This is a genomic window from Kitasatospora sp. McL0602 (assembly GCF_052076145.1).
GTDB lineage: Bacteria > Actinomycetota > Actinomycetes > Streptomycetales > Streptomycetaceae > Kitasatospora.
In genome coordinates, this window is record NZ_CP197246.1 from 706,853 (window position 1) to 727,441 (window position 20,589).

Here is a 20,589-nt window from a genome sequence, read left to right on the forward strand (position 1 = left end):
GGCTGTTTCTGCCACGCCCATCCGTACACCGACTCGCTCACGAGCGGGTGACATCTATGACATGGACGCGCCGAACCTTGGATCTCGAGTCTAGGAAGGTGAAGATCTCCGTGGCAAGGATCTGACAGGGAAGTGCCAGAGTTCGAGGTTGACGGTGGATCAGCACGGTCCACCGGGGCCAGATGTTGGCGCCGGTCAGGGCTTGACGTACTGGCTGAGCCAGGTGAAGGCGGTCGGCACCATCGGCTTCCAGGCCGAGCTCACGTGCGGGCCGGTGGTCTCCACCGGGTCGACCGTGGTCGGTGGCTCGGCCGCCCGAGCCAGGGCCTGGGCGTCCTCCAGCCCGTCACCCTTGCGGCCGGTCAGGTAGAGCGCGACGTCCGGCGGAGTCTGCGCGTGGGTCAGCATGTGGAGCGGGTTGTCCACCTCGCGCAGGTGCGGGTCCTCGGCGGTCAGCGAACTCACCTCGGCCATCGGGTCGTTGTAGCCGGACATCGCGATCGCCGCCCGGAAGCGGTCCGGGTGGGCGATGGCCAGGCGGGTGGCGCAGTGCGCGCCCGCCGAGTAGCCCGCCACACCCCAGTGGTCGGCCGCCGGGTCGACCCGGAAGTTGTCGAGCACCATCTGCGGCACGTCCCGCCAGAGCCAGGTCTCGGCATTGACCTTGCCAGGGACGTCCGCGCAGCCGGTGTCCTGGTGTTCGGACAGCAGGGTGACCCGCGGGGCGACCAGGATGAACGGTGCGATCCGACCCGACTTCATCAGCGGCGCCAGCTGCTCGGACACGTCCAGGTTGGCGAACCAGGCACTGGAGGAGGCGGGGAAGCCGGCCAGCAACTCGACCACGGGGAAGGTCCTGTCCTTGTACGCCGGGTCGTCGTACTGCGGCGGCGTCCAGACCAGCACCTCCCCGTCCACCCCGGAGAGCCGGCCCCTGAGCTGGGTCTCCTTCACGTCCTTGGGCACCCCCGGGTGTTCGACGCCGTGCCACTGCTGGGTGGCGGCGGCCTTGGGCTGGTCGAGCCTGTCGGCAGCCGGCCCAGGTGCGGACGCCGGGTGGCGGCCCGGGAGCAGTGCGAGGGTCAGCGCGGGGACGACGACCATCGCCGCGATGAGCCCGTTACGCACCGCCGCCCGACGCCGCCGCAGCCCGTGGCCGTCGCGGACGATCGCCGCGTACGGCGCCGGGGAGACGACGAGGTCCGCCGCGCCGTGCGCGAGGGCACGGCGCAGCCCCGGTTCGTCGGTGGGGGTGCGGCTCTCGTCGGGCCGGATCATCGGAGCACCTTCGATCGGGAGTCGGTGGTGGCCGGCGTGCCGAGATCGGTGAGGCCGGCGTGGGCGCGCAGCTTGGCCAGCCCCTTGGCGGCCTGGCTCTTGACGGTGCCGACGGAGCAGCCGAGCGCGGCGGCGACCTGCGCCTCGGAGAGGTCCTCCCAGTAGCGCAGCACCACCACGGCCCGCTGCCGCGCGGGCACCGTGGCGAGCGCGGCGAAGAGCACCTGGCGCTGGTCGACCTGCGCGCCGGCGTCCGCCGGGTGCAGACCTATCGGCTCCAGCAGCAGCTCGGTCGGGTACTCCGTCACCCGGCGCTTGCGGAAGCGGTCGATGTTGCTCGTCACCAGGATGCGGCGCACGTACGCGTCCGGGCTGTCACTGCTGCGCACGCGTCGCCAGGATGCGTACACCTTGGCCAGCGCGGTCTGCGCCAGGTCCTCCGCGTCGTGCCGGTTCCCGGTCAGCAGGTACCCCGTCCGGACCAACCCGGCCCACCTGGCCTGCACGAAGCCGCTGAACTCCGCTTCTTCCTCGTAGCTGCCCATCAGCCTCACCCCCCTCACCTGTACAGACCACGACCTGCGTGGATCAGGTTGCCCGGCGGGGTGGCTCGATTCTGCGGCGCAGCGGTCAGCCGTCGGCGGCCAGCAGGTCGGTCCGGTGCTGTTCGAGGTCGGTGACACCATCGAGGTCAACCTCGACGGTGTAGCAGGTGTGGGCGCCGTCGGGGGCCGTCTCCTGGGTCAGCTGGAAGCCGTCGACGAAGCCCCAGCTGGCACCGGTGTAGACACCCTTGATCCGGCCCTCTGCCGTGCCGACCGCGTCGAACGGGCCGCCCTGCCACGAGAACGTCCAGTGCGTCCGGCACCAGGCGTCCAGCTGCTCCGGGGCGGCCAGGTGGCGACGGCCGGTCGGGTCCTGCGGGTCGGCGGGCAGGTCGGACATGTCGAGGTCGACGCCGGTCAGGGCGATCCGGCCCGAGGCGTCGGCCTGGGCGGCGGCCGGATATGCCCTGCCTCGGTGGACGGCGTAGGTCTCGGGGCGGAAGTGGTTCGCCTCGACCAGGCGCCGGACCAGGGCGGTGAGCGGGCCGAGCAGGTCCTCGCGATGCTCCGTCAGCTCGGTGACCTCGCCGCGCGGGAATTCGCCTCGGTAGCCCCTGACCCGGCGCTTGAGGTGCTCCTTGGCGAAACTCGCGTCATCACCGAGGTAGTTGCCGGCGACCGTGCTGTCCGTGGCGTGGGTGCACTCGAAGAGCTCACCGCGCCACCGGAACGTCCAGTGCACGGCGTACCAGGCGTCGAGGCGATCCGGTGGCAGCGGGTATCCCACGACCGAGCCGTCGGCGGCGTGCCGTGGTGCGACGCCTTCGGGCGCGGGCGAGCCGGGGGCGGGCAGCAGTTCGACGTACGGCCACAGGCCGGTGGCGGCCCGAGCGGGGACGAGCTCCCCCCGGAAGGCGGCGACCTCACCCTTGACCTGATAGCTGCGGGCTACAGGGTCAGTCATGGTACTTCCACAGCCCCTCGTTCTTGTCGAAATAGCCGACGGCCTCCTCGGTGCCGTCGGCGTTCATACGCCATATCTCAGCATGGTGCGGGAAGCCGGTCGGCTTGGCCTCCCACTCCGGGACCCCACCGCCCGTGTAGCCGGTCCCCAGGAACGGCTCGTCCCAGGCCCGCCCCGGGCTGTGCCCGGCCATGCCGGCGACGCGGTCGGCCAGCGCCTGGTCGCCGACCGCACCGAGCGTCGGGTCGGCCTCCATGCCGTGCGGCGCGGGGAAGCGCAGCTGGTACGCCTCGGACGCACCCGGCGGTACGGGGGTCCAGCCGGCGCCGCCGTCGTCGAGGGCGAGCCCGTCGCGCAGGTCGTCCATGCTCCGCAGGTCGGCGGTATCCGAGCCTCGCGCGACGGAGCCACGGAACTCGCCGGGGTTGAAGTCGCGTGCGCCGAGCGTGGTGGCGTTCTCCAGGTAGGCCTCGGCGATCTCGGGCTTGACCACCTTGGTCACCATCCGGCCCTCGCCGAGCTTGATCGTGTCGCGGACCTCGACGACCTGGCGGGCCTCCGCCTCGGACAGGTCGTTGGTGGGCGAGGTCCGGAGCCTGTCGTGCTCGGCGCGGTCCAGGCCGCGGGCGCCCAGCTGGTCGTCGATCTCCTGCTGGTAGCTGGGGCCGTCCCGCAACGCGCTGTTGCCGAAGGCCGGCCGGACTTCGCCATCGGCACCCGGCAGCGTGACCCCCTCGCCCGCCGTACGAGGACCGGTCGCCTCGATGGCCTGCGCTTCGCCTGCGGGTGTCCTGGGCCTGAGATCCTCAGCCAGTCTGGCGTCGTTGGCGGCGTGTTCGGCGAGGTTCTTCGCGCCCTTGTCGACGGCGTCCTCGACGACGGCGGCGTGCTTCTCGGCGATCTTCGGCAGCGCGTCGATCGCGTCGGTCCGCAGCGCGTGGAAGACCGCCTTCTCCTCTCCCCCGGCCGACATCAGAAGGCCAGACCTTCCAGCCCGCTGCGCAGCTGCTGCGCGTGTTCACGGAAGGTGTCGGTGTGACCGCGCAGTATCTGCAGATGGCTGCCGGCCGCTTCGTGATGGAGCATGAATCCGTCCCCTGCGCCGGCGGACGCTGCGCCGCCCGTCTGCGACCAGTCCAGACCGGACATGGCGTGCTCGATCTTCGCGAAGAGCGGTTTGGCCGCTGCCTCGATGATCTCGCCGATGATGTACTGGATGATCTGCTGCTTGAGCGTCTCCAGCAGCTTCTTGCCGACCTCGATGATCACCGGCACGGCCGCCTCGGCCAGCCCGAACGTCGCCACAGCGGCCGCCTGGTCGGCCACGAAGGTGGCGGCCATCACGGCCAGCTCCGCCAGCGCCTCGACCTTCTGCGCGACGATCACGCCCGCACCGACGTCCAGCGCATCGGCGAGCAGATGGCAGCCCGCCACCAGCTCCTGCGTGTGCCGCTCGGACATCCGGGCCCAACCCGACTGCATCTGCTGGGTGGCCGCGCCCTGGTATGCCTGGGCGAAGTTCTCCATCGTCCGGGTCGCATCGGCGTGCGTCCGCTCCACGGCCTGGCCGAACTGGCGCACCATCACGGCGAACTGGCGGATCTGGTCCTCGTCGATATACGGCCAGGGCACGCCTATCACGTTGAGGAACGTCACGACCGGCCCTGGCAGATCGTCAATCGCCACCGCGCATCCCCCAAGCCGTTCCGACCATCACATCAGACGATTCAGTCCGAGCGGCCCAGACTGTATCGCACCGCCGATGCCCCGCTGCCACCTGCACCGGGCACCACTGCGCCGGGTCTCAGCGGTGGTCAGGTCCGGGGGCCGTGGACGAGGGAGCCGCCGAGCAGGGTGTGGGTGGGGAGGAGGCTGTCGAGGGTGGTCTCGGGGGCGGTTGTCGGGTCGTCGGGCCAGATCGTGAGGTCGGCGAGGCGGCCGGGGGTGAGTTGGCCGCGGAGGTGGGTCTCGCCGGTCAGGCGGGCGGCGGCGGTGGTGTGGAGGGTGAGGGCTTCGGCGCGGGTGATGGCCTGGGAGGGGCCGAGGACTCCGGCGACGGTCGCGCGGGTGGTCAGGCCGTGGAGCGAGTGGGCGGCTCCGTAGGCGCCGACGGGGTAGTCGGAGCCGGCTGAGATGTCGGCGCCCGCGTCGAGCCAGGCGCGGGCGGGGAAGAGGGCGGCCACCCGCTTCTTGCCCCAGTACTCCGTCTGGATGGCGGCCGCGTCGTGGAGCAGCGGCTGCTGGATGGTCACCGGGATGCCCAACTGCACTGCTCGGCGCCGCTGTTCCGGGTCGGTGAGGCCGCCGTGCTCCATGACCAGCGCGCCGTGCGGCAGGCCGGGGATGCGGTGCTGGACGCGCTCGTACAGGTCGAGGAGCGTACGGACGCCACGGTCGCCGTAGGCGTGGATGCCGACCCGCCAGCCGCGCCGCACCACCCGCCGGACGGCGGATTCCAACTCAGCAGGCTCCCAGGCAAGTTGGCCGGTGTATCCGGGCGTCGGGCAGTGTGCCGGGCAGTACGGGGCCTCCAGGGCACCGGATTCGATCCCGCCGTCCATCCAGAACTTCACACCCCACACGCGCAGCCAGGGGTCGGCGGTGTCCCGCCAGGCCTCCATGCCGTCGAGGAGTTCCTCGACCTGCTGCACCGAGGTGAAGCCCATGGTGGAGAGCAGGACGCGGACGCGGCAGCCCAATTCGCCGCTCCGGCTGAGCTGTTGGAGCGCGGCCAGGTCGGCCGGGGAGGAGTTGGTGTCGCGTACGGTGCCGATGCCGGTCGCCGCGTAGGCGTGCGAGGCCAGGCGCAGCCCGTCCAGCTTGGTGGCCGGATCGGGTGCTGGCAGGTGCGGCCGGATCAGGGCCAGGCCGCCGCGCAGGTGGCCGACGGGCCTGCCGTCGGCCGCGCGGCTGATGCTGCCGCCGACCGGGTCGGGGGTGTCGGCGTCGATGCCGCACAGGCGTAGCGCGTAGCCGTTGAGGACCTGGTTGTGCACCCCGCGCAGCACCAGCACGGGATGCCGGTCGGTCGCGCGGTCGAGCTCGGCTGCGGTGGGGAAGCGGCGTTCGGCGAGGTTGAGTTCCTGCCAGTGCCCGGCGGTGCGGATCCACTCACCGGGCGGCGTCCGGTCGGCCCGGGTGCGGATCAGCTCCAGGAGCTCCTGGACGGAACGGGCGCCGTCCACGGCCACGTCGTGGGCGCTGTCGGCGGCCGCGATCAGGTGCGTGTGCGTGTCGTCGAAGGCCGGGAGCACGGTCGAGTCGGGCAGGTCCAGCAGCGTCGTGGCCGGGCCGGCGAGGCTGTCGAGCCCATCCGCCGCCTCCGACACCGCGAACACCCGATCGCCGCGCACGGCGAGTGCCCGCTGCGGTGTCTGGCCGGGGACGAGTGTGTGTATGCGGCCCGCGCGCAGCAGCAGGTCCGCGAACGGCGGGTTGGACGACGACACGGCGGCCTCCATGGCAGCAGGTGGTGTCAGGCGGTCAAGGGCCGGACCAGGCGCTCGTCCGGGACGACCGCGACGCCGAGGATCTCGATCATGGCCTCGGGCTGCCAAAGCCCCGTGGTGCCGATGCCGGCCATCGCCGGGTAGACCGGGCCGGCCAGCTCGCGCCAGACCTGTCCGATCTCCTTGCCGTGCGCCTGGTAGTCGGCAATGTCGGTCAGGTAGATCGTCACGCTCACCAGGTCCTGCGGGAGGCCGCCCACCTCGGCCAGCGTCGCGAGGACGTTGCCGAAGGCCTGCCGGAACTGCTCGACGATGCCGCCCGGGACGATCCTCATGTCCCGGTCGAGGGCCGTCTGGCCGCCCAGGTGCAGCGTGTTGCCGCTCAGCGTCCCGTGCGAGTAGCCGCTGGGCCTGGGCAGGGACGCGGGGTTGACCGGAACCGGTGTCGTATCGGTCGCCATGGAGAGCTCCTGCGGGACGGGAACTGGTTGCCGTCACCGTAACATCTATTGACAGATTCGTGACGGTCGCAGAAATAATGAAATACAAGATGCCAGGCAAGGCGAAGGAGGACCAGCGGTCATGCACCTCGCGACCGTCGCCCATGGAACCGGTGCAACCGGTGCAACCGGTACGAGCGCTGCGGTGCTCGACGGCGACATCTGGCGGGCACTGCCGGCCGCCGACCTGTCGGCGTTCCTGGCCGCAGGGCCAGCTGCGGTCACCCTGACGGGCGAGGTGATCGACGGCGCCGTTCCGGTGCTTCCGCTGCCCGCGCCCCGCAAGGTGATCTGCTGCGGCCTGAACTACGCGGACCACATCCGGGAGACCGGACGCGAGCTTCCGGCCTACCCGACGCTGTTCACCAAGTACGCCGACAGCCTCACCGGCCCCGAGGCCGACCTCGTCCTGCCGCCCGGCCTACAGGTCGACTGGGAGGCCGAGCTCGCCGTCGTGGTCGGCACGACGCTGCGCCGCGCCGACCGGGCGACGGCTCTCGCCGGGATCGCCGGGTACACCGTGGCGAACGACATCTCGGTGCGCGACTGGCAGTACCGCACGTTGGAGTGGTTCCAGGGGAAGGCCTGGGACGCCTCCACCCCCGTCGGTCCCGTGGTCGTCACGCCGGACGAGATCGACCCCGCCAAGGGTCTGGAGGTGATCTGCCGGGTCAACGGCGAGCAGGTCCAGCACGACAACACCCGGACGCTGGTCTTCGACTCGGCCGACCTGCTCGCGTACATCTCGACCTTCACCGTGCTGCGACCGGGAGACCTGGTGCTCACCGGCACGCCCGGCGGCATCGGCGCGGCCCGCAAACCCCAACGCTTCCTCGCCGACGGCGACGTGGTCGAGACCGAGATCCCCGGCATCGGCAGGCTGCGCAACACCGTGCGGTTCACGAACTGACGCTCTCCCCCCATCCCCAGCCATCTCCAGCAAGGAGCTTCGATGGACCACACGCCCAGTGAGTACGTCCTCGACGGCGACAACTCGATGTACGCCACGGCGAGCGGCCTGGTGGTGCCGGTCGTGACGCGGGCCGGTGCGGAGCCCGGGGACACCGGGCAGTCCGACGGCGCCACCCGGATCTCGGGCGTCAGCATCCAGCACACCCCGGCCACCAGGATCTGGTTCGGCAAGGTCCACAACGAGAACGGCTACCGCTCGGTGCCGCACCACCACGGTGAGGCCGAGACCGGCGGCTACCTGCTCTCCGGCCGGGGCCGGATCTACTTCGGTGCGAAGTTCGAGGACTACCTCGACATGGCGGAGGGCGACTGGGTCTTCGTCCCGCCGTTCATGCCCCACATCGAGTGCAACCTCGACCGCAACAGGCCGCTGACCTGGATGACGACCCGCACCCCGGAGAACATCGTGGTGAACCTCCCCCAGGTCCCGGACGCGGACCTGCGCGACTGGCTGGAGCGGCCCTGATGAGCGACACCACCTCCGAACCCTTCACCGCCGCGGTCACCCTGAGCCCCGCGCAGGCGGAACACTTCGACCTCGCGTTCACCGCGGTCACCCAGCCCTGCCCGTGGCCGAAGGCCTACGGCGGAGACTTGGTCGCCCAGGCCGCCGCAGCCGCCATGAGGTCCGTCGACGACGGCAAGACGCTGCACTCCATGCACTCCTACTTCATGCGCCCCGCCGAGATCGGCAAGGAGGTGCGCTACGAGGTCGAGCTGCTGCGCGACGGCCGGGGCTACGCGACCCGGCAGGTGCGCGGCTACCAGAACGGCAAACCGCTCTACGTCTGCCTGGCCAACTTCGCGGCCGGCGAGCCCGGCGCGAGCTACCACTGCGAGGCCCCTGAACTGGTAGGGCCCGACGAGCTGCCCGCCTCCGCCGAGTACCTCGCGGACCTCACCGGCGGGACGATGACGCCGGGCTCGAAGGCCTACTGGTCCACCGGGCGCAGCTTCGACATGCGGCACGTGCCGGGGCCGGTCTACCTGACCGTCGAGGGTGCGCGGGTGCCCCACCAGGCAGTCTGGGTCAAGCCGTTCGACGCGCTCCGGCCGGTGGACGGGCTCACCGACGCGCAGCGGGACGCGGCGGCCCTCGCCTACGTCTGCGACTACACGATCCTGGAGCCGGTGCTTCGGGTCCTGGGCCTGCACTGGGCGCAGGAGGGGCTGGTCACCGCCAGTCTCGACCACGCGATGTGGTTCCACCGTGCGCTGCCGCCGGGCGCGGTGGACGGCTGGCTGCTCTACGCCCAGCAGGCCGACGCGGCCGGGGCCGGGCGCGGCCTCGGCTCGGGCCGCTTCTTCACCCCCGACGGCACGCACCTGGCCACCGTCGTCCAGGAGGGCATGATCCGGGCAGGCAGAGGATGACCCCGCCGACGGCCCACACCGACACCTTCGCCCGCGACCACCTGCCCCCGGCCGGGCAGTGGCCGGTGCTGGAGTTCACCACCGACCTGCTCCAGTACCCGGAACGCCTCAACGCCGCCGTCGAACTGATCGACCGTACGGTGGCAGCCGTCGGCCCGGACCGGCCCGCACTGCGCATGCCGGACGGCGAGGTCTGGACGTACGGGGAGCTCCAGCGGCGGGCCGACCAGGTCGCCCAGGTGCTCACCGAGGACCTCGGCCTGGTGCCCGGCAACCGGGTGCTGCTGCGCTCCCCCAACACCCCCTGGGCCGTCGCCGCCTGGCTGGGCGTGCTGAAGGCCGGTGGCATCGTCGTCACCACCATGGCCGCCCTGCGGGCCCGCGAGCTGGCCCCGATCGTGGCGAAGACCCGGCCGGCCGTGGCGCTGGTCGACCACCGGTTCCTCGACGAGGTGTTCGCCGTACGGGACACGGTCGCGCCGGAGTTGGCCGTCGTACCCCACGGCGGTGGCGCGGCCGACGACCTGAGCCGCCGGGCCGGGGCGAAGCCGGGGCGGTTCGCCGCGGTCGACACCGCCGCCGACGACGTCGCGCTGTTCGGGCCGACCTCGGGCACCACCGGTGTCCCGAAGATCACCGTGCACTTCCACCGCGACATCCTGTCGATCGACAGCACCTTCGGGCAGTGCACGCTGCGGCTGCGCCCCGACGACCTGGTCGCCTGCACCGCGCCGTTCGCCTTCACCTTCGGCCTGGGCATGCTGGTCGTCTTCACCCTCCGGGCGGGCGCCTGTGCCCTGCTCACCGAGACCGTCACCCCGGTGGAACTCGCCCGGCTGGTCGCCGAGCACGGCGTGACGGTGCTGGCCACCGCGCCGACCGCGTACCAGCAGATCGTCAAGTCCGGTGCGGTGCGGCAGCTTTCGGGCCTGCGCGTTGCCGTCAGTGCCGGGGAACACATCCCGCAGGGCCTGTGGGAGAAGCTGCGCCAGGAGCTCGGCATCAAGGTCATCGACGGCATCGGCGCCACCGAGATGCTGCACATCTTCATCTCGGCCACCGGCGAGGACATCCGCCCGGGGGCGACCGGCCGTCCGGTCCCCGGCTACCGCGCCACGATTCTTGGCCCGGACGGCGAGGAGGTCGCGCCCGGCGTCGCGGGACGGCTCGGCGTGATCGGACCGGTCGGCTGCCGCTACCTCGACGACGAGCGGCAGGCGAACTACGTGGTGAACGGCTGGAACGTCACCGGCGACACCTTCCTGCGCGACGAGGACGGGTACTTCTGGTTCCAGGCGCGCAACGACGACATGATCGTGTCCTCCGGCTACAACATCGCCGGGCCCGAGGTCGAAGCCGCCGTCATCACCCATCCGGACGTGGCCGAGACGGCGGTCGTCGCCGCACCCGATCCTGACCGCGGCTCGGTCGTGTGCGCGTTCGTCGTGCTCCGCGACGGAGTGGTCGGCGACGCGGCGAAGGCCAGGGAGATCCAGGACCACGTCAAGCAGCAGATCGCCCCGTACAAGTACCCGCGCGAGGTGCGCTTCACCGACGCGCTGCCGCGCAACCCGAGCGGCAAGCTCCAGCACTTCAAGCTGCGCCTGCTCGTCAACAACCCGGAGGACCAGGCATGAGGATCGCCATCGCCGGCGGCGGCCCGGGAGGCCTGTACTTCGCCGCCCTGATGAAGCAGTTGGACCCGGCGCACGAGGTCACCGTCTGGGAGCGCAACGCGCCGGACGACACCTTCGGCTTCGGCGTCGTCTTCTCCGACGAGACCCTCAGCGGGATCGACAACGCCGACGAGGTCGTGCACACCGCGATGGAGAGCCGGTTCGCCCGCTGGACCGACATCGACATCGAGTTCGACGGCCACCGGTTCACCGTGGGCGGCCAGGGCTTCGCGGCGATGAGCCGCAAGGACCTGCTCGGCATCCTGCAACGGCGGGCCGCCGATCTCGGCGTCACCGTCCACTACCGGACGCAGGTGCCCGACGTGGACGAGCTGCGGGCCTCCCACGACCTGGTCGTCGCCGCCGACGGGCAGAACTCCACGATCCGGACGAAGTACGCCGACGTCTTCCGGCCGTCGCTGGACCGGCGGTGCAACAAGTACATCTGGCTCGGCACCGACCTGGTCTTCGAGGCGTTCCAGTTCTTCGTCAGGCAGACGGAGTGGGGCACCATGCAGATCCACGGCTACCCCTACTCCGACACCGGCTCGACCTTCATCGTCGAGATGCACGAGGACGTCTGGCGGCGGGCCGGCTTCGACCGGACCGAGGGCGAGGACCTCCCGCCGGGCGTCTCGGACGAGTACGCCGTCGCGAGGATCCGCGAGCTCTTCGCCGAGGAGCTGAAGGGCCACCAGGTCCTCACCAACAACTCGCGGTGGATCAACTTCACGACCGTCCGCAACGAGCGCTGGTACGACGACAACCTGGTGCTGCTCGGGGACGCCGCCCACACAGCCCACTTCTCGATCGGCTCGGGCACCAAGCTCGCGATGGAGGACGCGCTCGCGCTGGCGGCGTGCCTGCACGAACACCCCACCGTCACCGAGGCGTTGGAGGCGTACCAGACCGAGCGCAAGCCGGTCGTCGAGTCGACCCAGCGGGCCGCGCAGGCCTCGCTGGAGTGGTTCGAGAACATCGGCATGTACGCGGGCCAGGCCCCGGCCCAGTTCGCGTTCAACCTGCTGACCCGGTCGCGCCGCATCACGTACGAGAACCTCCGGGAGCGGGACGCCGAGTTCGCCGCCCTGATGGAGAGCGAGTTCGCCCGGCACGAGCAGGCCCCCGAGGTCGCTCCGGCGATGTTCCAGCCGGTACGGATCGGTCCGCTCGAGCTGAAGAACCGCGTCATCGTCTCCCCGATGGACATGTACTCCTCGGTGGAGGGAGTCCCCGGGGACTTCCACCTGGTGCACCTCGGCTCCAAGGCGCTCGGCGGCGCGGGCCTGGTGATGAGCGAGATGGTCTGCGTCTCCCCCGAGGGCCGGATCACCCCGGGCTGCCCGGGGCTGTGGACCGACGAGCAGCGCGACGCCTGGCGCCGGGTCACCGACTTCGTGCACGCCGGCACGACCGGCCGGATCGGGCTGCAGCTCGGCCACTCCGGCCGCAAGGGCTCGACCAGGCTGATGTGGGAGGGCATGGACGAGCCGCTGGAGGACGGCAACTGGGAGGTGATCGGCCCGTCCGCGATCCCGTACGGCCCCGGCTGCCACGTCCCGCGCGAGGCCACCCGGGCGGATCTGGACCAGGTCGTCGCCGACTTCACCGCGGCCGCCGAGCGCGGGGTGCAGGCCGGCTTCGACCTGATCGAGGTGCACGCCGCCCACGGCTACCTGCTGTCCTCCTTCCTCTCTCCCGTCGCCAACCGGCGCACCGACGAGTACGGCGGGCCCCTGGAGAACCGGCTGCGGTTCCCGCTGGAGGTCTTCGACGCCGTCCGCCGGGCGGTACCCGCCGGGATCCCGGTGACCGTCCGCATCTCGGCGACCGACTGGGTACCGGACGGCAACACCGAGGACGACGCCGTGGAGATCGCCCGCGCGTTCATCGAGCACGGCGCCGCCGCGATCGACGTCTCCTCGGGGCAGGTCACCAAGGACGAGAAACCGGCGTACGGCCGCTCGTACCAGACGCCGTTCGCCGACAAGATCCGCCATCGGGTGGCCGGGCCCGCCGGCGTCAAGGTGATCGCGGTCGGTGCCATCTCCTCGTACGACGACGTGAACTCCATCCTGCTCGCCGGGCGGGCCGACCTGTGCGCCCTCGGCCGCACCCACCTCTACAACCCGCAGTGGACGCTGCAGGCCGCCGCCGAACAGGAGTACCGGGGGGCGGGAGCCCAGTGGCCGGTCCAGTGGGAGGCGGGCCGCCGCAAACCCCCGAGCTCCCGCACCGACCGGATCCCGCCGCGGCTGGAGCTGCTGCGGGAGGGAGCCGCCGGCCAGGTGCACCTACGGTGGACGCCGGGGCCGGACGGGCCGGTGCGATCATGACGGGATGAGCGAGACGAAGAGCGCCCGGCCCCCGGCAGCCACCCGCCGTTCCCGGACCCTGCTCGTGAGCTTCCTCGGCGCGGTCGTCCGGCCCATGGGCAACTGGATGCCGATCGCGGGCACGGTGGAGCTCCTGGCCCAGGCGGGCCTGGATGCCTCCAGCGTCCGGACGGCGGTCTTCCGGCTCAAGAAGCGCGGCTGGCTGGAGTCGGAGACCCGCTCCGGCCTGCGCGGCTACGCCCTGACACCCACCGCGCTGGAGGCACTCGCGGCCGGTGACGAGGTGATCTGGCACGCGCGGCAGCCGGCCGATCTCGGCGACGGCTGGTGCCTGGTGAACTTCTCCGTGCCGGAGTCCGCCCGCGCGGTGCGCCACCAGCTGACCGCACACCTGACCTCGCTCGGCTTCGGCAACATCGGCTCGGCGGTGTGGATAGCGCCCGCCCGGATGCTCCCGGCCGCGCAACGCGCCATCGCCGAGCTGGATCTCACCGAACAGTGCGCCGTCTTCGTCGGCGACTACGTCGCGGGGCAGCAGCTCACGGCCATGGTCCGCAGCGGCTGGGACCTCGCCGAGATCGACCTGCGCTACCGCGAGTTCATCGACGACTTCGAGCCGGCGAGCGACCGCCTCGCGGCCGGCTCCCTCACCGACGGCGAGCACGCCTTCGTCACCTACCTCTCGGTGGTCGACCACTGGCGCAAACTCCCCTTCCGCGACCCCGGACTCCCGCCCGAGGTCCTGACCGAGGACTGGAGCGGCCCCGCCGCCGTCCGCCTCTTCGAGCACCTGGTCGCCGAGCTGGACACACGGGCCCTCGCCCACGCCGCCCACCACTGGGCCGCGCAGCCGAGGCCGACCGCCGCCGAGGACGGCGACGCCGTCCTGGACTGACGTGGCGGTACTCGTCCTCGCTCATCGAATCCTCACGTTGCTCCAGGGACACTCTCCGAGGTCGACGGCGGCGCCCCGAGTCCCCCCGCAAGCGGGCGCCGCCTCGATGTCCCACGGCGCGGCGGCATTCGTGATGGCTCGGCGCGCACGAACCTGTCGAGTGGACGAGAGAACGTTTCAGCGATGATCACACGTCTTCACCGATGCCGCGGCATCGCCTTGGTCCCGGCTGCCGGTCTGCTGGCGGGGGCCCTGCTGACCGGGTGCAGCGGCGGGTCATCACCGCAGCAGCCGTCGCTCTCGGTACCGTCGTCGGGCTCGCACTCGCCCTCGTCGCCCCGGGATCTCGCGTTCGCGGCCACACCGTCGGTCGAGGCCGAGCAGAAGCGGCTGGCCACGACGTTCCACCCTGACGACGCCCAGACCACCGGGCTGTACCTGCCGCCCAACACGCCCGTCACGGTGACCGTCGACCGGCCCGCCGGTGCTCCGGCGGCCGCGCTGCTGGTCGGGACGTACGGCCTCGACGGCACCGACAGCGGCGAGGAGGAGGAGCCCCGGCCGTACGAACTGAAGGGCGCCACAACCACGGTGAGCGACCCGACCGGCGGGCTGCTGTACGTCCGTTACACCCGCGACGGTCAGGCCGCCGCCCCCGGGATCACGGTGCACTTCGGCCAGGCGGCCCGCCCCGTCCCGTACCACGTCGTGGGGAGGACTCCCGCCGCGCAGTGGCGGTCGGTGCTCGACGCGGCCAAGGACGTGCCCGTGGCGCAACTCGTCAGCGCGCACCTGGTGCTGACCGTCCACCTCGACTCGGCCCGCCGGAGCAGCGGCCAGGACCCGGACGCGCTGCTGCGGGAGTACGAGCACATCCTCGCGGTGGAGGACGCGGTCAGCGGCCTGGACGGGAAGGACCCGCGCGACCGGCGCAGCCCGCTGCGGTACTTCGTCTCCGAGGGGAAGAAGCAGATCAACCCCAACGCGTACTACTTCCGGGTCTGCTACCCCTCCGACTCGATCGACGAGGCCCTGAACGTCTCGACACTGAAGGAGAGTTGGGGCATGTGGCACGAGCTCGGACACATGCACCAGCAGACCTCGTGGACCTGGGACAGCGTCAGCGAGGTGACGGTGAACGTCTACAGCCTCGCCGTGCAGCGCGACGCGGGTCGGCCGACCCGGCTCGGTCAGGACGGGACACCCGAGGCGGTGCGCGGCTACCTGGCCAGGCCCGCCGCCGAGCGGAAGTACGACGCGAAGGACAGCGACCCCTTCCTCCAACTGGCCATGTTCGAGCAGCTGCGGCTCGCCTTCGGCGACGGCCTCTTCACCGACCTGCACCGGCTCACCCGACGGGCGGCGACGGCCGACGACGCCGAGCAGTACTTCATCGTCAACGCCTCGCGCGTCTCCGGACGGAACCTGATCGACTTCTTCACCGCCTGGGGGCTGCCGATCACGGCCAGGACCCGCGCCGACGTCACCGCACTCGGTCTGCCCGCCCCGGACAACGACCCGGCGGCCGTGACTCCGGGCGGTGCCTGAGGACCGGTTCACCGGTTCACCGGCTGCCGTGGAACCGGCCGATCTCCACCACGCGGGCCCAGGCAGGTGGGGCGTCCGGGCGGTAGTCGGGGTCGTTCTCGTAGTGGGCGTGGGGCTGGTGCGGGCGTTGGAACAGGCCCACCACCGCCCGGCAGGGCGGCCGGGTGCTCGGCCAGGGGGTCTGGCCGTCGGTCAGGGCGACGATGACGTCCGGGCGGGGGCCCGAGCGGAGGGCCTTGGCGAAGCCCGTACGGAGGTCGGTGCCTCCGCCGCCGAGCAGGGGGATGTTCTCGGCGCGGCACAGCCGGTGTGCGGTCTCGGCCGAGGCGTCGCACGGCAGCACGGTGATCAGATCGCGGCGGCCGCCCACCGCGCGGGAGATCGCGGCCACCTCCAGGAGGGCGCTGCCCAGTTCGACATCACTGACCGAGCCGGAGGTGTCGATCACCACGGCCACCCGGGGCGGCCTGCGTCGCAGGCTCGGCAGCACGGCGCCGGGCACCCCCGCCGAGCGGCGGGCCGGGCGGCCGTACGTGTAGTCCTCCCCGGCAGCGCCGCCGGAGGTGGCCGAGCGGACCGCCGCGCCCAGCAACTCCCGCCAGGGCTGCGGCGGGTGGAACGCCTCCTCGGCCCACCGCCGCCACCCGCTCGGCGTGCTCCCCGGGCGGCCGGTGATGCCCTGCGCCACCCGGAAGCGCACCGCGTCGCGCTCCTGGTCGCTGAGCCCGTGCGCCCCGTCCGGCCCGAGGTCCCACTCCCGGTCGAGCCCGTCGGCGCCGCTCCCGCAGTCCAGCCAGGCTAGGCCCTGGGTGATCGGCCCGAGCCGGAACATGCGCAGGTAGTCCTCCATCAGACTCGCCACGGGCAGCCCCAAGTTCCTGGGGACGACGACGCCTTCGGGCTCGGCCAGCCCGTCACCGAACACGTCGTCGTTGATCTCGCAGTCCGCCGCGATGTTCATCCGCAGCCGCTCCCCCGGGCCGCTCAGCCCGTGCGCGTGCGCGTACCGGTCGCTGCGCCCGTGATGGTCACGCAGCAGGTGCGACACCTCGTGCACCCACACCCCGGCCAGCTCCTCCACCGGCGTCCGGGCGACGAAGGCCGGGGAGACGTAGCACCGCCAGTGCCGGTCGACGGCCATCGTCTGCACCCGCCGCGACTCGACGGTGTGCAGGGCGAACAGCGCCGTCGCCAGGTAGGGCCGGACGCGGGCGGCGTGCAGGCGGGCCGCGAAGAGCTTGTCGAGGTCCAGGCCCGGCCCGGTCGGGTTCCTCACCGGCCCGCCTCGGCCGCGACCCGGGCCACCGCGCGGTCCGCGCGGTCCGCGCGGCGGGAGAGCGACACCGCGCCGGCCAACCGATCGATCGACTCCGGTACCTCCCAGTCCGGTTGGCGCAGCGTGGCGAGGGTGGTCGCGGGGACGACCACCAGATCCGGCGCCCCGGTCTCCACCGCGCGGCCCAGGAGTGCCCAGGCCGCGTCCCAGCGGGACTTCTCCGGGCGCCTTCGGACGGCCTCCACCACTCCGTCCAGCACGGCCTGACGCAGATCCCCCCGCTCGGGCAGGACGGCGGCCGACGGATCGGCGAGCAGCGCCTCCGGATCCGGGAGGTCCATCCGATCCAGGCCGGCCAGCAGCTCCAACCCCGGGCCGTCTCCCACCGTGCCCCTGACCAGCAGGGACAGGACCTCCCGGGAGGATCCTGCGGCCGTCGCGAACGCGATGAGGTGCAGCGTCATCTCCCAGCTTCGCGGGGACGGCCAGGCGCCGCCCCGGCGGGCCTCGCTGCTGGGCAGCCGGTGCACGAGCCCCGGGCGGGCGGCGAGCAGGCCGCAGACCGCGCGGCGGGCGAAGGCGACGGCCGACGGCAGCCTGTCCGGATCGAGCTTCGGCAGGGTGGCCCTGGGCCAGGTGCCACCGAGGCCGCGCACCACGACCTCGTGGTCGTGGGTCCACTGGAGGTGGACGAACCGGTTGGCCAGCGGCGGGCTCAGCTCCCAGCCGTCGGCAGCCGAGGCCTGCGGGTTGGCGGCCGCCACGATCCTTACTCCGGGCGGCAGTTGGAGCGCACCGATGCGCCGTTCGAGCACCAGGCGCAGCAGCGCCGCCTGGACGGCGGGCGGGGCGGTCGACAGCTCGTCCAGGAACAGCAACCCCCGGCCGGCCCGGACCAGCCGCACCGCCCAGTCCGGCGGCGCCATCGGGACGCCCTGCTCAGCGGGGTCGTCCCCGACGATGGGCAGCCCGGAGAAGTCGGACGGCTCGTGCACGCTGGCGATCACCGTGGTGAGGGGAAGGTCCAGGGCCTCCGCGAGCTGGGTCAGCGCAGCGGTCTTGCCGATCCCCGGCTCGCCCCAGAGGAGCACCGGGAGATCGGCGGCGACGGCGAGTGTCAGGGCCTCCAGCTGCGTGTCGGGGCGGGGTTCGGTGGTCGAGTCGCGCAGCAGAAACAACAGCTGGGCTGCGACGTCGAGTTGGGAGGTGGGCAGGGTACCTGTGGGCATGTTTGATCACCTTGGTGGGTTCGTAGTGAACTGGGGAGAGCGGGCCCGGGTCAGCGGACGGTCGCGTGGCGGGGGTGCGTGCGACAGTCACGGCGATGGATGCCGGGCTGGGGAACGTTTGGGTGGACAGAGCCCGGCCCCGGCAGGGCCAGCCCCGCCCGGAACAGTCCGTACGTGATCCGTCGGCGCGCGGCCGCCTCCAGCGCGTCCCGCAGCTCGCCGCTGCGCAGCAGCGCGTCAGGGCCGAGCAGGCTCTCGACGACGGCGAGTGCGCCGGCGGTGTCGCCGTGGTCGAGGCGTTCGCGGACGCCGGTGAGGCAGTCCGGACGCCGGTGGGCCGTGTCTATCGTCTGGAGGCAGGGCATCGGGGTGCCGGTGAGAGCAGCCAGTAGCTCCTCGCGGCGGATCTCGGCCGGGTCGTGGTCGAGCGGGGCGAGCACTCCGTCGACCAGGCCGATCCGGTGCTGGGCTCCCTGGCACTCCACGAGGAGTGGGTGCCCTGCCCGTTCCTGGGTACGGGCACGGGGGCGGTGGCCCGGCACGAGGGCCGAAGCGACCAAGGGATGTAGTCGGTCGGCCTCGATCAGACCGGCCCGGATCAGGTCCAGGTCGGGCAGCACCCAGGTCGCCGCGTCGGGCAGGACCGGCAGAGCGGAGGCCGCGCCGCCCCGGGGCACCGGCGTGATCCGGAGTGCGGGCGGCCCGAGGGTGTCCCGGTCCGCGAGCACGTCCAGGGCCAGCCGACGGCCGCCCCCGAGGCGGACACCGACAGTGCCGGTGCTCCGACCTTCAGCGCGGAGGAGGATCTGCGTCTCTGCCGCCCATCGGTCGACGGCGCAGTGATGTCCCGGCGGCAGCAGGCGGGCGAGGGCTGGCGCAGCAGCGGTATCGGCCCCGGACCGGACCCGCAGCTCCGCCGTCCTGCGCACGTCCCAGAGGTGTCGGTGCAGGTCGAGGCGGAAGCGCCGGTCGGGACGGGAACGACTGTCGGGACGGGCGCGGTGCCTGCTGGCGGCATCGGCCCGGCCGTCGGAGCCGTCCCACAGCGCGAGGCTGATCCGCTGCCCCGCATCGGCCCAGGCCGGAGCCGTCCGGACCACCAGATGCACCGGCTGTACGCCGACCTCCCCCGCCGGCCCATACCGGGCGAGCGAGATGGTCAGCCCCGGGCGCAGCAGCCCGTCCGGAGCGATCCTGGGCAGGTGCCATCGCAGCAGGTCGGGAGCCAGGTGGCGGAGATCGGTCCGGAGGCGGGCCGCGAGCTCCCGGCCGTGGGCACGGGCGACGGAGCGCAGGTCGAGGTCGACGTCGATGCCTGCGGCAGCGCAGGCGCCTGCCCAGTCCCCGGCGTGGCGCCGGGCGGTGGCAGTCTCGATCATGGAGGGCGGCACGGCGAACTCGCGCACGCGCAGCCAGAAGGAAAGGCGGGAATCCCCGTCCACGGCTTGAGTGAGCATCAGCACTCACCTTGCGCGGACGGAGCCCCCATTCTGTCAACAGAGTGAGTCATCATCGCGGGGAGACTATCGCTCACCCTCCCGGCCTGCCACGGGATTTCCGCTCAGGACTTCCACTCAGGCGAGCAGCTTCTCCTTGGCCCGCTGGAACTCGTCGTCGGTCAGGGCGCCCCGGGCCTTGAGGTCCGCGAGTTTGGCCAGTTCGTCGGCATGGCCGGCTGCCGGACCGCCACTGCCGCTACCGCCGCCGTCCGCGCTGCCGGCGGCCTCGCGGACGTACTCCTTGAAGGCTGCGTCGGCCTTCTGCGCCTGTTCCTGGTCCCGCCGGCCCATCGACCCGCCCCGGGCGATCAGGTAGACGAAGACCCCGAGGTACGGGAGCACGATCACGAAGACCATCCAGCCCGCCTTGCCCCAACCACCCATGTCGTGGCTGCGGATGATGTCGGTGATGATCCGGAACAGCAGGAAGAACCACAGCACCCAGAGGAAGAGCCACATCATGGTCCAGAACAGGTTGAGCAGCGGATAGTCGTCCACGGCGGCCTCCCAGCCACTAGCACGCACGAAAACAGGGACATGATCGTCCTTGTCCCCATAGTGGGTGGAAGGTGGATCACCCGCCCGCCGTAGCGCCGCCGATTGCTCCGTCCATGCCCTCCGGGCCGCGCGGTGGGTGGACGTCGACCGAGGGTCAGTACCAGATGGCCACCGGGCGGCCTCGGGCGTCGAGCTGGGGCGGGTCCGGGAGGCTGACCGCCTGGCCGTCGAGGAAGCGATGTGCGGTCCAGGCGGCGGCTGCGGCATCGAGGATGTCGTCCGGAGGCACCGACCCGACCTCGCCCAGATCGTCGGGGAGGGCGATGCCCGCGTGGGCGAGGAGGGCCCGCCGAGCAGCCTGGCCGGCCCAGCTCTCGCGATGGATCTCGACCAGTCGGTCGTCAGCGGCCCAGCAGACGGCGAGTTCCTTGCAGCGCCGGTTCGCGTCGGCGAGGTCCTTGCTGTAGTCCCGCACCGACCGTGGTGGGACGCCGAAAACTCGGCTGGCGTGAGCCCATGAACCTGTGGCGGGCTTCGTCGTCCGCCTCTC

The 20,589-nt window shown here is 72.0% G+C and carries 19 protein-coding genes; 7 read left to right on the top strand and 12 right to left on the bottom strand.

Features of this window, described 5'->3' with window-relative positions:
* Positions 1–195: 195 nt before the first annotated feature.
* The 7 genes from ACR68M_RS03265 to ACR68M_RS03295 all read right to left on the bottom strand — a co-directional run bounded on the left by ACR68M_RS03265 (position 196) and on the right by ACR68M_RS03295 (position 6,697).
* Entirely contained in the window at positions 196–1,278 is a 1,083-nt protein-coding gene (locus ACR68M_RS03265) for an alpha/beta hydrolase (protein WP_441248848.1), read from the bottom strand.
* Positions 1,275–1,823 carry a SigE family RNA polymerase sigma factor gene (locus tag ACR68M_RS03270; RefSeq protein WP_441248849.1) on the bottom strand — a complete coding sequence of 183 codons (549 nt, stop codon included), beginning with the start codon at positions 1,821–1,823 and terminating at the stop codon, positions 1,275–1,277. Before ACR68M_RS03270 ends, ACR68M_RS03265 begins: the two co-directional genes overlap by 4 nt.
* An 85-nt stretch (positions 1,824–1,908) precedes the next feature.
* On the bottom strand, positions 1,909–2,787 hold the full coding sequence (locus ACR68M_RS03275; RefSeq protein WP_441248850.1) for a hypothetical protein: 879 nt from the start codon (positions 2,785–2,787) through the stop codon (positions 1,909–1,911).
* Positions 2,780–3,760, bottom strand: coding sequence for a hypothetical protein (locus ACR68M_RS03280; RefSeq protein ID WP_441248851.1), 981 nt, complete (start codon positions 3,758–3,760; stop codon positions 2,780–2,782). The genes ACR68M_RS03275 and ACR68M_RS03280 overlap by 8 nt, the downstream gene beginning before the upstream one ends.
* Positions 3,760–4,473 carry a hypothetical protein gene (locus ACR68M_RS03285; protein ID WP_441248852.1) on the bottom strand — a complete coding sequence of 238 codons (714 nt, stop codon included), beginning with the start codon at positions 4,471–4,473 and terminating at the stop codon, positions 3,760–3,762. Before ACR68M_RS03285 ends, ACR68M_RS03280 begins: the two co-directional genes overlap by 1 nt.
* Positions 4,474–4,601: 128 nt before the next feature.
* Positions 4,602–6,236 carry an amidohydrolase gene (locus tag ACR68M_RS03290; RefSeq protein WP_441248853.1) on the bottom strand — a complete coding sequence of 545 codons (1,635 nt, stop codon included), beginning with the start codon at positions 6,234–6,236 and terminating at the stop codon, positions 4,602–4,604.
* A 26-nt stretch (positions 6,237–6,262) separates the two neighbouring features.
* Positions 6,263–6,697 carry a RidA family protein gene (locus ACR68M_RS03295; protein WP_441248854.1) on the bottom strand — a complete coding sequence of 145 codons (435 nt, stop codon included), beginning with the start codon at positions 6,695–6,697 and terminating at the stop codon, positions 6,263–6,265.
* 121 nt (positions 6,698–6,818) lie between these two features.
* Here ACR68M_RS03295 and ACR68M_RS03300 point away from each other — a divergent pair, with 121 nt between their 5' ends.
* From ACR68M_RS03300 to ACR68M_RS03330, 7 genes are all read left to right on the top strand, one after another.
* Complete coding sequence (locus tag ACR68M_RS03300) at positions 6,819–7,646, top strand: fumarylacetoacetate hydrolase family protein (RefSeq protein WP_441248855.1); 828 nt, start codon at positions 6,819–6,821, stop codon at positions 7,644–7,646.
* Between the two features lie 42 nt (positions 7,647–7,688).
* Entirely contained in the window at positions 7,689–8,174 is a 486-nt protein-coding gene (locus ACR68M_RS03305) for a cupin domain-containing protein (RefSeq protein WP_441248856.1), read from the top strand.
* Positions 8,174–9,082 carry an acyl-CoA thioesterase gene (locus tag ACR68M_RS03310; protein ID WP_441248857.1) on the top strand — a complete coding sequence of 303 codons (909 nt, stop codon included), beginning with the start codon at positions 8,174–8,176 and terminating at the stop codon, positions 9,080–9,082. The genes ACR68M_RS03305 and ACR68M_RS03310 overlap by 1 nt, the downstream gene beginning before the upstream one ends.
* Positions 9,079–10,719, top strand: coding sequence for an AMP-binding protein (locus tag ACR68M_RS03315; RefSeq protein WP_441248858.1), 1,641 nt, complete (start codon positions 9,079–9,081; stop codon positions 10,717–10,719). The genes ACR68M_RS03310 and ACR68M_RS03315 overlap by 4 nt, the downstream gene beginning before the upstream one ends.
* Positions 10,716–13,094: a bifunctional salicylyl-CoA 5-hydroxylase/oxidoreductase gene (locus ACR68M_RS03320; RefSeq protein ID WP_441248859.1), complete on the top strand. Its 2,379-nt coding sequence runs from the start codon at positions 10,716–10,718 to the stop codon at positions 13,092–13,094. The genes ACR68M_RS03315 and ACR68M_RS03320 overlap by 4 nt, the downstream gene beginning before the upstream one ends.
* Before the next feature lie 4 nt (positions 13,095–13,098).
* A complete protein-coding gene (locus ACR68M_RS03325; protein WP_441248860.1) occupies positions 13,099–13,989 on the top strand; it encodes a PaaX family transcriptional regulator in 891 nt (296 codons plus the stop codon).
* Positions 13,990–14,172: 183 nt separating this feature from the next.
* The gene (locus ACR68M_RS03330) at positions 14,173–15,537 is read left to right on the top strand and encodes a M60 family metallopeptidase (RefSeq protein WP_441248861.1); all 1,365 of its coding nucleotides are present in this window, start codon (positions 14,173–14,175) and stop codon (positions 15,535–15,537) included.
* 16 nt (positions 15,538–15,553) lie between these two features.
* Here ACR68M_RS03330 and ACR68M_RS03335 read toward each other — a convergent pair whose 3' ends face one another.
* The 5 genes from ACR68M_RS03335 to ACR68M_RS03355 all read right to left on the bottom strand — a co-directional run bounded on the left by ACR68M_RS03335 (position 15,554) and on the right by ACR68M_RS03355 (position 20,514).
* Entirely contained in the window at positions 15,554–16,813 is a 1,260-nt protein-coding gene (locus ACR68M_RS03335) for a vWA domain-containing protein (protein ID WP_441248862.1), read from the bottom strand.
* Complete coding sequence (locus ACR68M_RS03340; protein WP_441248863.1) at positions 16,810–18,042, bottom strand: AAA family ATPase; 1,233 nt, start codon at positions 18,040–18,042, stop codon at positions 16,810–16,812. Before ACR68M_RS03340 ends, ACR68M_RS03335 begins: the two co-directional genes overlap by 4 nt.
* 50 nt (positions 18,043–18,092) lie before the next feature.
* On the bottom strand, positions 18,093–19,499 hold the full coding sequence (locus tag ACR68M_RS03345) for a hypothetical protein (RefSeq protein ID WP_441248864.1): 1,407 nt from the start codon (positions 19,497–19,499) through the stop codon (positions 18,093–18,095).
* A gap of 117 nt (positions 19,500–19,616) precedes the next feature.
* Positions 19,617–20,039: an SHOCT domain-containing protein gene (locus tag ACR68M_RS03350; RefSeq protein WP_441248865.1), complete on the bottom strand. Its 423-nt coding sequence runs from the start codon at positions 20,037–20,039 to the stop codon at positions 19,617–19,619.
* Positions 20,040–20,193: 154 nt separating this feature from the next.
* Positions 20,194–20,514: a DUF429 domain-containing protein gene (locus tag ACR68M_RS03355; RefSeq protein ID WP_441248866.1), complete on the bottom strand. Its 321-nt coding sequence runs from the start codon at positions 20,512–20,514 to the stop codon at positions 20,194–20,196.
* Positions 20,515–20,589 lie beyond the last annotated feature (75 nt).

Coding starts and splice junctions, on each gene's coding strand:
- ACR68M_RS03265 (WP_441248848.1), bottom strand. CDS start 1,278: ATGATCCGGCCCGACGAGAGCCGCACCCCCACCGACGAACCGGGGCTG.
- ACR68M_RS03270 (WP_441248849.1), bottom strand. CDS start 1,823: ATGGGCAGCTACGAGGAAGAAGCGGAGTTCAGCGGCTTCGTGCAGGCC.
- ACR68M_RS03275 (WP_441248850.1), bottom strand. CDS start 2,787: ATGACTGACCCTGTAGCCCGCAGCTATCAGGTCAAGGGTGAGGTCGCC.
- ACR68M_RS03280 (WP_441248851.1), bottom strand. CDS start 3,760: ATGTCGGCCGGGGGAGAGGAGAAGGCGGTCTTCCACGCGCTGCGGACC.
- ACR68M_RS03295 (WP_441248854.1), bottom strand. CDS start 6,697: ATGGCGACCGATACGACACCGGTTCCGGTCAACCCCGCGTCCCTGCCC.
- ACR68M_RS03300 (WP_441248855.1), top strand. CDS start 6,819: ATGCACCTCGCGACCGTCGCCCATGGAACCGGTGCAACCGGTGCAACC.
- ACR68M_RS03305 (WP_441248856.1), top strand. CDS start 7,689: ATGGACCACACGCCCAGTGAGTACGTCCTCGACGGCGACAACTCGATG.
- ACR68M_RS03310 (WP_441248857.1), top strand. CDS start 8,174: ATGAGCGACACCACCTCCGAACCCTTCACCGCCGCGGTCACCCTGAGC.
- ACR68M_RS03315 (WP_441248858.1), top strand. CDS start 9,079: ATGACCCCGCCGACGGCCCACACCGACACCTTCGCCCGCGACCACCTG.
- ACR68M_RS03320 (WP_441248859.1), top strand. CDS start 10,716: ATGAGGATCGCCATCGCCGGCGGCGGCCCGGGAGGCCTGTACTTCGCC.
- ACR68M_RS03325 (WP_441248860.1), top strand. CDS start 13,099: ATGAGCGAGACGAAGAGCGCCCGGCCCCCGGCAGCCACCCGCCGTTCC.
- ACR68M_RS03330 (WP_441248861.1), top strand. CDS start 14,173: ATGATCACACGTCTTCACCGATGCCGCGGCATCGCCTTGGTCCCGGCT.
- ACR68M_RS03340 (WP_441248863.1), bottom strand. CDS start 18,042: ATGCCCACAGGTACCCTGCCCACCTCCCAACTCGACGTCGCAGCCCAG.
- ACR68M_RS03345 (WP_441248864.1), bottom strand. CDS start 19,499: ATGCTCACTCAAGCCGTGGACGGGGATTCCCGCCTTTCCTTCTGGCTG.